General features: G+C 34.7%; 10 protein-coding genes (1 of these 10 only partly in view). 8 read left to right on the forward strand and 2 right to left on the reverse strand.

Translation table 11 applies throughout. The features are described 5' to 3' along the window. Positions 1-10: 10 nt before the first annotated feature. From HN014_RS00095 to HN014_RS00115, 5 genes are all read left to right on the forward strand, one after another. Positions 11-1,204 carry a serine hydrolase gene (locus tag HN014_RS00095; protein WP_176026893.1) on the forward strand — a complete coding sequence of 398 codons (1,194 nt, stop codon included), beginning with the start codon at positions 11-13 and terminating at the stop codon, positions 1,202-1,204. 114 nt (positions 1,205-1,318) lie between these two features. Then, entirely contained in the window at positions 1,319-3,688 is a 2,370-nt protein-coding gene (locus HN014_RS00100) for a TonB-dependent receptor (protein ID WP_176030999.1), read from the forward strand. Positions 3,689-3,692: 4 nt separating this feature from the next. Further along, the gene (locus HN014_RS00105; RefSeq protein WP_176026894.1) at positions 3,693-4,505 is read left to right on the forward strand and encodes a DUF4249 domain-containing protein; all 813 of its coding nucleotides are present in this window, start codon (positions 3,693-3,695) and stop codon (positions 4,503-4,505) included. 68 nt (positions 4,506-4,573) lie between these two features. After that, on the forward strand, positions 4,574-5,398 hold the full coding sequence (murQ, locus tag HN014_RS00110) for an N-acetylmuramic acid 6-phosphate etherase (RefSeq protein WP_176026895.1): 825 nt from the start codon (positions 4,574-4,576) through the stop codon (positions 5,396-5,398). Continuing rightward, on the forward strand, positions 5,376-5,618 hold the full coding sequence (locus HN014_RS00115; RefSeq protein ID WP_176026896.1) for a DUF6095 family protein: 243 nt from the start codon (positions 5,376-5,378) through the stop codon (positions 5,616-5,618). Before murQ ends, HN014_RS00115 begins: the two co-directional genes overlap by 23 nt. Before the next feature lie 19 nt (positions 5,619-5,637). Here HN014_RS00115 and HN014_RS00120 read toward each other — a convergent pair whose 3' ends face one another. Next, positions 5,638-6,147: a DinB family protein gene (locus HN014_RS00120; protein ID WP_176026897.1), complete on the reverse strand. Its 510-nt coding sequence runs from the start codon at positions 6,145-6,147 to the stop codon at positions 5,638-5,640. Between the two features lie 271 nt (positions 6,148-6,418). On the opposite strand from HN014_RS00120, the gene HN014_RS00125 reads away from it, so the two are divergent. The 3 genes from HN014_RS00125 (at position 6,419) to HN014_RS00135 (ending at position 11,584) form a co-directional block, all read left to right on the forward strand. Beyond that, positions 6,419-7,243, forward strand: a complete 825-nt coding sequence (locus HN014_RS00125) for a hypothetical protein (protein ID WP_176026898.1) — start codon at positions 6,419-6,421, stop codon at positions 7,241-7,243. A gap of 153 nt (positions 7,244-7,396) precedes the next feature. Continuing rightward, entirely contained in the window at positions 7,397-8,596 is a 1,200-nt protein-coding gene (locus tag HN014_RS00130; RefSeq protein ID WP_176026899.1) for a DNA polymerase IV, read from the forward strand. 12 nt (positions 8,597-8,608) lie between these two features. After that, complete coding sequence (locus HN014_RS00135; protein WP_176026900.1) at positions 8,609-11,584, forward strand: DNA polymerase III subunit alpha; 2,976 nt, start codon at positions 8,609-8,611, stop codon at positions 11,582-11,584. Here HN014_RS00135 and HN014_RS00140 read toward each other — a convergent pair. Continuing rightward, on the reverse strand, positions 11,581-11,892 hold the final stretch of the coding sequence (locus HN014_RS00140; RefSeq protein ID WP_176026901.1) for a glycosyltransferase family 39 protein. 1,299 nt of this gene lie beyond the right edge of the window; the window shows 312 of its 1,611 coding nt (coding positions 1,300-1,611); the start codon falls outside the window, past its right edge — the gene reads right to left on this strand; its stop codon occupies positions 11,581-11,583. The two genes, HN014_RS00135 and HN014_RS00140, sit on opposite strands and share 4 nt — an antisense overlap.

The following is an 11,892-nucleotide window of genomic DNA, read 5'->3' on the forward strand; positions in this document are numbered from 1 at the left end:
GAAAACAATTATGAAATTATTTTTGAGGTTACTCCCAGTTTTATTATTCTTAATATCCTGTGAGAAGGACGACGCATCCCCAAACTCAACGAAATTATTAGATGACAAATTAGAAAAGTTATACAAAGAGTCTTTGCTTGCCGGCTTCTCTGTAGCCATTACAGATGACTCGAGTGTATTGTATAAAAATGCATTTGGTTATGCCGATATAGAACAGCAAAAAAAATATGACGATCGTACCATTCATAATATTGGTTCTATTTCCAAAACTTATATCGCTATTGCCATTATGAAAGCAGTAGAACAACAAAAGTTGCAATTAGACGCAGATATCAATACCTATCTCCCTTTTGATATTACACATCCCTATCATCCCGAAAAACCAATCACAATAAGACACCTGGCTACACATACATCGGGGATTTCTGATGACATTACATACTATAAAAGTTATGTCTTTGAACATCCGGAACAAGTAGATCCTTCTTATTACCCGCAAGAGTATCATCCGCTGATTTCAACTATAAAAGGAAATAAAAAAATAGATGATGCTATTTTCTTTCAAAATGCATTATCTTCTTCTGGAAACTGGTACACCAAGGAGACTTTTCTCTCTAATGCTCCGGGATCAAAATATGAATACAGCAATATTGGAGCAGCATTAGCTGCCTATGTTATAGAACAAGCTACTGGAATGTCTTATGAAGACTATACAAAAAAACATATTTTTTCTCCTTTACAAATGAATGATACCGGATGGAGTTTCAATCAAATCGATATGAATCTTCATGCGACACTCTATTATGAAAAAGAGTTAAAAACCCCCATGTATTCTCTCATCACAAAAGCAGATGGAGGAGTGCTTACTAATACCACCGACTTTACAAAATACATGATAGAAATCATAAACGCTTATCATGGAAAAGGAACGCTTTTATCCGAACAATCGTATCGGGAAATCTTCACACATCAGGCAACACTGGCTCCAATAAAAGAAACCAAAGGAGGACTTTTTTGGGAATTACCAAATACTAAAATCTACCACGATGGAGGAGATCCCGGAATTATGACTATTTGCTTAATTGACCCTATAAAAAACAGAGGGTACTATTTTATGACAAATATGAGTGACGACTTTAATCCAGATGTAGTGATATCTATTCGGAAAATATGGAATGTGTTAAAAAATAACACCTCTTATTAATTTCACATTTCTCTAATATTTTGCGAATAGAAATATCCTACCTTTGATTACTATACACATTTTTAAATACCAAACAATCAAAAAACATCACCAATTTTGAAAAAACATCAATCAATAAGAAAGCTGATAACATTGCTCTTTCTCACTATTGGATTTTCCAGTTTTAGTCAGGAAAAATTCACATTAAGCGGCGTTATATCAGAACAGTCCAGCAATGAAACATTAATAGGGGTCAATGTCCTCTTTCCCGATATTGCCAAAGGAGCAACTACCAATGAATACGGTTTTTATTCCATTACATTACCCAAAGGAAACTATCAACTAGTAGTAAGTTATATGGGGTTCCAGGACATTATTCAGGAAATCGTCCTCGATAAAGACAAAAAACTAAATTTTCAGTTACTAGAAGCTTCTGAGTCATTAGATGAAGTAGTCATTACAGAAAATGTAGAACGGGTAAGTATTAAAAATCCACAGATGAGTATTAACAAACTATCTGCCGGAACTATCAAGCAAATCCCTGTCGTACTCGGAGAAGCTGATGTTATAAAATCAATCGTATTGCTTCCTGGAGTTACCAGTGGAGGCGAAGGAGCTTCGGGGTTTAATGTTCGTGGAGGAGCTGCAGATCAGAATTTAATTCTCCTAGATGAAGCTACAATCTTTAATTCCTCTCACCTTTTTGGTTTTTTCTCTGTCTTTAATCCCGATGCTATTAAAGATTTGAAATTATATAAAGGAGGAATCCCTGCCAGATATGGAGGAAGAGTTTCTTCAGTACTGGATATCTATCAAAAAGAAGGAAACAGTAAATCATTTCATGCCAATGGAGGAATTGGTGCTGTATCTAGCCGATTACTGGTAGAAGGTCCCATCGCTAAGGAAAAAGGAGCATTCCTAGCTGGAGGTCGTGCCTCTTATGCTCATTTATTTCTTCCTTTATTCAATAATGACAATATTGCTTATTTCTATGACTTAAACACCAAGCTAAACTACAAGCTGAATGACAATAACAATATATTCTTATCCGGATATTTTGGGAGGGATATTTTTGCTATTGACGACGTTTTTGAAAACACCTATGGAAATAGTGTTCTCAACCTTCGTTGGAATCACTTATTCTCCGATAAACTCTTTTCTAATCTATCATTGATTTACTCTGATTATTATTATGGACTGGAATTAAATTTTGTAGGATTTAAATGGGATTCCGGTATAAGAAATTTCAACCTGAAATACGACTTAAAACACTACTTAAGTGACAACTATCAGCTTAACTACGGAGTTAACAACATCTACTACCGATTCAACCCCGGAGAAATTAAGCCTAATAGTGAAACCTCAGGAATCAAAAATGAACAATTAATCAATAAATATGCTAATGAACTGGGGGTATACCTTGACGCCAAACACAAAATATCCAATAATCTGACACTTCAATATGGGGTACGGGTTAGTAACTTTACCCGATTAGGGCAAGATGAGTTAAATATCTATGAAAATGACAATCCTTTACTTTTTAACGAAACCTTGCAAATTTATGAAGAAGCTAGTCCTATCCGAACTGAAAGTTATAAGCGAAGTGATCGAATCAAAACCTTCACCAATATAGAGCCTCGTCTTGCGCTGTCTTATGCTTTTAATAATACATCTTCTATTAAGGCCAGTTATAACCGAATGGCTCAATACCTGCACCTGTTATCAAACACAAACTCCCCTACTCCATTAGATGTATGGACTCCCAGTGGAAAATATGTAAAACCGCAATTACTGGATCAATATGCTTTGGGATATTTCAAAAGTATCAAGGATAATGATTATTCTCTGGAAACAGAAGTGTTTTATAAAGAAATTAAAAACCGAATTGACTATATAGATGGGGCCGAATTAATTGCTAATAATGCGATAGAGCAGGATATTCTCAATGGTGAAGCCAGAGCATATGGATGGGAAGTATTAATCAGAAAAAATGAAGGAAACCTAAAAGGATGGATTGCTTATACACTTTCTAAATCAGAACAACGAACTCCAGGAAGAACAGCTGTGGAAACAGGAGTCAATAATGGAAATTGGTACAATACTCCCTATGACAAAACACATGATATATCTATTAACGGGAGTTATGAAATAAATAAAAAATGGAAATTTGGAGCTAACTTTATTTTCCAAACCGGACAACCTACCAACTACCCTTCCGGACAATTTGATTATAAAGGACTCATTGTTCCTATATATGATGGGGCTAGAAACAATCAGCGATTACCATCATATCACAGAGTAGACATCTCTGCCACTTTAACCCCACGAAAAAATAACAACAGAAAATGGAAAGGGGAATGGGTTTTTAGCATTTATAACGTGTATGACCGAAAAAATGCCGCATCGATCTCTTTTGGTCAGAATGACGAAACCCTCGTAAACGAAGCGATAAAAACCTCTATTTTTGGAATCGTTCCTGCGGTTACCTATAATTTCAAATTTTAAGAAAATGAAAAAAATAAGCTATATACTACTTTCTTTATTACTCTGCATCAGCTGTGAAGAAGTTGTTCATGTAGATATACCCGAAGGAAAACCAAGATTGGTGATTGATGCTTCCTTTGAAATATACAAACACGAAACTCCTGTAACGGTTGATCCTACTGTAAAATTGACACTATCAGCCCCTTTCTTTGATAGTACAATCCCGGCTGTAAGTGACGCAACGGTCTTTGTTACTGATATAAACAATAACATAACATACCCTTTTGCCGAATCAACAGAAGCAGGAATCTTCCTCCCGACAACTTCTTTTACTCCTGTAATCGATACTGAATACGAACTCACAGTGATCTATAAAGAAGAAACATATACTGCTATAGCCAAACGAATCCCAGCTCCGAAAATAGATACGATTGTTCAGGGAGATAAAATCTTATTAGATGGAGATGAAACAGAAGTTATCATCACATTTACTGATATTCCTGACCAGGACGACTTCTACCTATTTGATTTTGATATGAATTTATTCTTGGCTAGTGAAGATCGTTTTTATCAAGGAGAAACTTTTTCTTTTTCTTATTTCTATGAAGATATGGAAGAAGATAAAGACGTTACCATTAAAATTCTGGGAGTTAACAAACAATATTACAACTATATGAACTTAGTAATTGATCAGAGTGATGCTGATGGAGGTCCTTTTGGAACTCCTCCCGTATTACTAAGGGGAAATATAATAAACAATACTACTGCTGATAATTATCCTTTGGGGTACTTTAGTATTTCAGAGACAGACCGTGTTCCCTTTACTATAAAAAAGTAATTATTCTTTAGGTCTAAAAAAGAAATAATCTATCAGAGTCATACCCCAAAAATGTCTATTTTTGGGGTATGACTTTTACCAAAACCACAGAAAAAGATTCTCATTATAATGATTTGGAAAAAATGACTATTAATGAGGTATTAACAAACATCAATAAGGAGGATAAAACAGTTCCGGATGCCATAGAAAAAGTAATCCCTCAAATAGAAGCATTGGTCAGCCAAATAGCAAAACGAATGAAAGAAGGGGGACGATTATTCTATATTGGTGCAGGAACAAGTGGTCGATTGGGAATTGTTGATGCCAGTGAATGTCCTCCAACATTTGGGGTTCCTCATGAGTGGGTCGTAGGTATCATTGCCGGAGGAGAAGAAGCAATCCGAAAAGGAATTGAATTTGCTGAAGATAGTACCGAACAAGGATGGAAAGACCTGCAGAGATATGATATTTCTAAAAAAGACACCGTTATAGGAATTGCTGCTTCCGGAACAACTCCCTATGTAATTGGAGCATTAGAAACCTGTAATAAAAATGGAATCCTCACAGGATGTATTACCTGTAATGCTGGTAGCCCTTTAGAAAAAACCGCTCAATTCCCTGTTACTGTCATTGTAGGACCTGAGTTTCTTACAGGAAGTTCGAGAATGAAAGCCGGTACCGCCCAAAAATTAATCCTTAATATGATTTCTACCTCTACGATGATTCAATTAGGTAGAGTAAAAGGAAACAAAATGGTCGATATGCAGCTTAGTAATAACAAATTAATTGACAGAGGTACACGAATGATCATGAAAGAAATCAATGTCAGTTATGAAATAGCAAATGATTTATTAAAACAGTACGGTAGTGTCCGTGACGCAATCGAGAACTATGGAACAAAAAAGAACAGATAAACCACTACTGGCAAAAGGAGTACAACGAATAGCTTTAGCTATCCTATGTATGTTCATCAGTCCGGTTATTATTCATTCAGCTTTTAAAAATCAGGACCATCCCCTATATATTCCAATACTTATTCTTGGAATAGCAGGTGCTATCTTTGCTGTCTTTATGGGATTTCGGGGGTTACAAACAGTTATGGAGTCCATGTTCGGAAAGAAAAAGAAAAAATAATTCCTATTTTGCCAAGGTGTTATATTCCTTCTCGTTTATTAACAGGAGATGTTGGATTATATCCGAAACCTTCGATTGCTATCCCTACGTTTAATTGATGTAGTATATATCCTATAATAGCATAATGATGAGTAGCATGACTATTGGCATGGGCTAAAATACTTTCCAAGGTATAATCTACTGTAATTTTTCCTTTTCCCATATTATCAGTCACGTGCAATAAATAATCAGTATTCACATCTACATACGAACACAGTGTTTGTTGCAACTCATAAATACAATTTACTGCTACTTGTCTATCTGTAGCGATACGCTCATCTCTCTTTCTTGCCGTTAAATCTATATTGTTAGAATCTAAGCCATTAATAACGCAATAGAAAAAATCCAATGTATGCCTGATATGAGATCCAATACTAGAATAATAAGGACCTATAGAAGTATCACAATAAACATCCGATTTTATAGTTTGTAATAATGTTACTGCGCTATTAAGGTTGTGGTTGATCGAAGAAATAATTTGTCGTTTCATGCGAGGGTTAGACGTTTTAGATACTAGTAAATTACATAAGTTTTTTCACATATATGTTATTTTTTACTTTTAAAAACGACTTCTTACTTACTATTAAGTAATGATTAACAAAATTTTTACGATTTCATAACGGTAGGACAAATATCACCCCATATAAGGTAAAACCGTAAAAATTAAGACAAAATGCGTATTTCGTCGATTAAATACAATTTTTGTTGAAATTCAAAAAAAAATATTGTAATATTGTTTTATCATTTAAAGCCCCAATTTAATGAAAAAGATAGCACTCACTCTATTTCTATTATGTTTTATTCCAAAAGCAAATGCGCAAAACAACTATGATGATGCATTAACCGCTGCAAGTTATGCCTACTCACATACAAAAAAAGCGCACGGAGCTAATAATGTATTTCACACACAAGAATATGCAGATAAAGCAATAGAATCTTATTTAAAAGTAGAAGAATTAAGTGAAAAATGTGGATGTACCGAAGCCAATAAAATGGCTTATGAGGCCAGAGTAGACTTAGAAAGCTCTCTGGAGCAAGACACATATGAACGTAGTAGATTCTATGTAAAGCGAGTAAAAGAACAAGGATCAAAAATCTTAGAGGTATTAACGAATTGTCAGGCTAATAGCGGTTCATATTCTGATGCTGACGACGTTGCATCTCTTGATTCCCCCGAAGATGATTCTATTGCAGAAGCTTCTATGGAAGTAGCCAGAAAGCAAAAAGAATTAGAAGAAAAAAGACGTCAATTAGAAATCGAACAACAAAAGCTTCAACAACAAATTGCTGAACAAAACAAGAAAAAAGCCGAATTTGAAGCAAAACGTTTAGCTGAACTTAAAGAGCAAACGATTATAAAAAACAAAGCCGAATTGGCGCTACAGAAATTAGAAAATGCATTACAGGAACTCAGTGTAGTACTAAATGAAAACTCTACTTTCGAATCCAATAAAGGAAATTATATCAGACCTGAAAATGCATTAAAAAATGAATCTTTAGGAGATACTAAAACGTTCTATATTGACAGAGCCAAAGAACTAACCAAAACAGCTATGCAACAATTTGCTTCTTCTGTAGAGAACTAAAGAGCACATTATTTTATTTTGTAGCCCCAAAATAAAATTTTTAAGAAGCGACATCGATTCTTTTGATGTCGCTTTTTTCTTGTCTTTTTTTAAGGTAATTTCGATAATAAAATAGGAATAATTCCATAAATTTGGATTTTTTCCTATTTTATAATGAACAGAGCTATTTTACACCTTGACCTTGATACATTTTATGTATCTGTAGAAAGATTGATTAATACATCCCTAACTAAAAAACCAATCCTCATAGGAGGAACCAGTGACAGAAGTGTTATTGCTGCATGCAGCTATGAAACAAGAGCTTATGGCGTTCATGCAGGAATGCCTATGAAGATAGCTAGAGAATTATGCCCCGAGGCGATTATTATCAAAGGAGATACAACAACCTATACTAAATATTCAGAGGTTGTTACTCAAATTATCAAAGAACAGGTCCCTGTATTAGAAAAATCAAGTATTGATGAATTCTACGCTGATCTTTCCGGAATGGATCGCTTCTTTGGCGTATATAAATATGCCATGGAATTACGTAAAAAAGTGATAAAAGAAACCGGACTTCCTATATCATTCGGACTCTCTGGCAATAAAGTAGTCTCTAAAATTGCTGCAAACGAAGGAAAACCAAATAGTAAATCAAAAATTGATATTGGTCAGGAGAAACTATTTCTTGCCCCTTTATCTGTCAAAAAAATCCCAATGGTAGGAGATCAAACCTACCATACCCTAAGAAATTTTGGAATACGATATATCAAAACACTTCAGGAAATGCCGGTAGAAATGCTTAAAGGTGTATTAGGAAAAAACGGAATCATTATCTGGAAAAGAGCCAACGGAATTGACAATACACCTGTCGTTGCTTTTTCTGATCGGAAATCTATATCAACAGAAAGAACATTTGACAAAGACACTATTGATATCTATAAACTCAGAAGTATCCTCATTGCTATGACTGAGAATTTAGCATACCAATTAAGAAAAGATAATAAATTAACAGCATGTATTGCTGTTAAGATCCGGTATTCTGATTTTAACACTCACACCAAACAAATAAAAATTCCTTATACCAGTGCTGACCACATTCTTATTCCCAAAATTCTTGAGCTTTTTCATAAACTACATCAAAAAAGACTCTTAGTACGTCTTATAGGAATACGCTATAGTCATATTGTAGGAGGAAATTATCAAATCAGTTTGTTTGATGATAATGAAAAGCAACTAAGGTTATACAAAGCTTTAGACCACATAAAAAATCTGTATGGAGAACGAAGTGTTATTAGAGCAACTACCATAGACACGAAACATCACAATAAAAATCATAATGTAGTCGGCAACTCTTTTTCTCTAAAAAAATAATCCCTTTCTTCCATGTATCTCAATTGTCACTCATATTACAGTATGCGGTTTGGTACTTTCTCAGAAATAGAACTTCTAGAATTAGCACAAAAAAATAACGTAGATACTGTTGCACTTACGGATATTAATAATACCTCTGCCTGCCTTAATTTTATCAGAAAAGCCCCTGATTACAATATAAAACCAATAGTAGGTATCGACTTCAGAAATGATACACATTCATTATATATAGGTTTAGCCAAAAACAATAATGGATTTCGGGAATTAAATACATTTTTATCATCTGCATTACACCAAAAAGAAAAATTGCCTCACCGGGCTCCTCCACTTACAGACTGTTTTATCATATACCCTTATGAACAAGCGATAACTATGAGATTATCTCAGCTAAGCACGAATGAATATATTGGAGTTTCCCGTAAGGACCTTAACAAACTCCCCTTTTCTTCCCTTAAAAACATGCTTCATAAATGTGTTATACTACAACCTGTCACTTTTAGAACCAAAAAAGACTATAATACCCATCGCCTATTAAGAGCAATTGACATGAATGTATTATTAAGTCAGTTACCTGAAAAAGAGCAAGCTTGTTTTTCTGAAAAAATGGTTCCCTCTGAAGAAATAAAACAGTTATTTTCTCAATACACATCCATTATAGAGAATACACGATCTCTACAACAACAGTGTAACATAAAGTTTGATTTTTCTAAAAACAAACCATCCCTCAACAAAAAAAGCTATACTAATGACCGAAAAAAAGATTATATCTTATTAGAGCAATTATGCAGAGAAGGATTAATCTATCGATATAAAACCTTATCTCCTTCTCAAAAAATCATAGACCGATTAACAAAAGAGCTCGAACTGATCAATAGAATGAATTTCGTTTCTTATTTCCTTATCAACTGGAAAATCATCAAATATGCCAGGGAGAAAAAATATTATTACGTAGGAAGAGGTAGCGGAGCCAATAGCATCGTAGCATATTTGCTACGTATAACAGATGTTGACCCTGTAGAACTCGACTTATACTTCGAGCGATTTATTAATTCTCACCGAACCAGCCCTCCTGATTTTGATATTGATTTTTCCTGGAAAGACCGACAAGACATAACCCGATACATCTTTGATACTTTCGGACATAATCACGTAGCTCTATTAGGAACCTATATCACATTTCAATATAAAGGAGTCGTCCGGGAACTCGGAAAAGTATTTGGTTTACCTAAGTTCGAAATAGATAAATTAAGTAATCAGGACTATGAATACGAAACGTTGGATCATATTAGTAAACTTGTGCTCTTATACGGGGAGCTCATTCAGGGAAAACCCAATTATATCAGCATCCATGCCAGTGGTATCTTAATCTCAGAAGCACCGATACACAATTACAGTGCTACAAACCTGCCTCCAAAAGGATTTTCTACAGTTCAGTTTGATATGATTATAGCAGAAGATATCGGTTTATATAAATTTGATATTTTAGGACAAAGAGGATTAGCTAAAATAAAAGATACCTTAGAAATTATCCGATATAACCAGCCTGACCATCCCCCATTCGATATTCACGATGTCAATGTTTTCAAAAAAGATAAACATATCAATGCCTTAATTCGCAATGCCAAATGCCTCGGATGTTTCTATGTAGAATCTCCTGCCATGCGGATGCTTCTTCATAAACTAAAAACCGATTCGTATCTAGGATTAGTTGCTGCCAGTTCCATCATTCGACCTGGAGTAGCCAAAAGCGGTATGATGCGGGAATACATCCTCAGAAAACACGATACCAGCAGAACCAATAAAGCACACCCTATATTGCTAAAATTAATGCCTGAAACATACGGTATTATGGTATATCAGGAAGACGTTATAAAAGTAGCGCACTATTTCGGGAAACTTAGCCTGGATGAAGCAGATGTCCTGCGAAGAGGAATGAGTGGAAAATTCAGATCTAGAGAAGAATTTAAGATTGTCAAACAGCGATTCATCTCGAATTGTAGAAATGAAGGATATTCAGAAAAAGTCATCTACGAAGTATGGGAGCAAATATCCAGTTTTGCAGGCTATGCATTTCCCAAAGGACATTCAGCTTCTTATGCTGTAGAAAGTTATCAAAGTTTATTCCTAAAAACATATTACCCCCTAGAATATCTCGTAGCCACGATAAATAACGGAGGGGGATTTTATATGCCCGAAGTGTATATCCATGAAATAAAACTCCTGGGAGGCATTATCCATACTCCTTGTATCAATAATAGCAACTATCTAGCTGTAATAAAAGGGAAAGATGTTTATCTAGGCTTTATGATGCTACGAAACCTGGAAACAAAAACAAGTGAATTATTTCTCTCTGAACGCAGTATTAATGGAGAGTTTCTATCGTTGGAAGACTTTATAAATAGAGTTTCCATCAGTATTGAACAACTTAGTATTTTGATCAAAATAGGCGCCTTTAACTATACCAATAAAACAATGTCTGAATTATTATGGGTAGCTCACCTTAATTTGAATACGCTCACAAATCCTCATCCTAAAACACAAAACTCTCTATTTACCGACAAACCAATAGAATATACTCCTCCTAAAATCAATAGATCATTACTGGAAATAGCCTTTGAGCAAATTGAAGCCCTAGGCTATCCGCTTCAAGGGTATTTTCCTCTATTAAAAAACACCCCTGTAAACAAAACCACTACAAAACATCTTCCTTTTTACATCAATAAGAATATCGACATCTATGGTTTTTTAATAACTACCAAACGGACAACTACTAGCCATGGACATAGAATGATATTCGGAACATTTCTAGACCAAACAGGGGGTATATTCGATACTGTCATTTTTCCTAATACACTAAAAAAATACAAACTAAAGGGAAAAGGTATTTACCGTATCTATGGAAAAGTAGTTGAAGAGTTTGATTTCCTTAGTATCGAAATTAGTAAAGTCGTCAAACAAGACTATATCCAGGATCCCAGGTATACCTAATCTCTTTTCTTTCTCAAAATCAAAGTCGTATGATTTTCAAATAATGCTTTCTGCTCCATCATAATTTCTGCCGATTCAAGGATACCCAGGGTCTCTTTTGCCCCGCGTTTATTCGTCATCACAACTCCATTCGGATTGTTATTGAGAAAAGCAACTACTTCCTCTACGGTGTTAACTACAGCATATGTTTTATGAAAATTAATTGGAAATGACGCATCAAAACGTTTATAAACAAGTACATCTGTATTTTTATCAATCACTTTTTTTGCCAACACGACAGGACTTTGAGCAATCAATTTAGGAAACAC

The organism is Aquimarina sp. TRL1 (assembly GCF_013365535.1).
Lineage (GTDB): Bacteria > Bacteroidota > Bacteroidia > Flavobacteriales > Flavobacteriaceae > Aquimarina > Aquimarina hainanensis.

Coding starts and splice junctions, on each gene's coding strand:
- HN014_RS00095 (WP_176026893.1), top strand. CDS start 11: ATGAAATTATTTTTGAGGTTACTCCCAGTTTTATTATTCTTAATATCC.
- HN014_RS00105 (WP_176026894.1), top strand. CDS start 3,693: ATGAAAAAAATAAGCTATATACTACTTTCTTTATTACTCTGCATCAGC.
- murQ (WP_176026895.1), top strand. CDS start 4,574: ATGACTTTTACCAAAACCACAGAAAAAGATTCTCATTATAATGATTTG.
- HN014_RS00115 (WP_176026896.1), top strand. CDS start 5,376: ATGGAACAAAAAAGAACAGATAAACCACTACTGGCAAAAGGAGTACAA.
- HN014_RS00120 (WP_176026897.1), bottom strand. CDS start 6,147: ATGAAACGACAAATTATTTCTTCGATCAACCACAACCTTAATAGCGCA.
- HN014_RS00125 (WP_176026898.1), top strand. CDS start 6,419: ATGAAAAAGATAGCACTCACTCTATTTCTATTATGTTTTATTCCAAAA.
- HN014_RS00130 (WP_176026899.1), top strand. CDS start 7,397: ATGAACAGAGCTATTTTACACCTTGACCTTGATACATTTTATGTATCT.
- HN014_RS00135 (WP_176026900.1), top strand. CDS start 8,609: ATGTATCTCAATTGTCACTCATATTACAGTATGCGGTTTGGTACTTTC.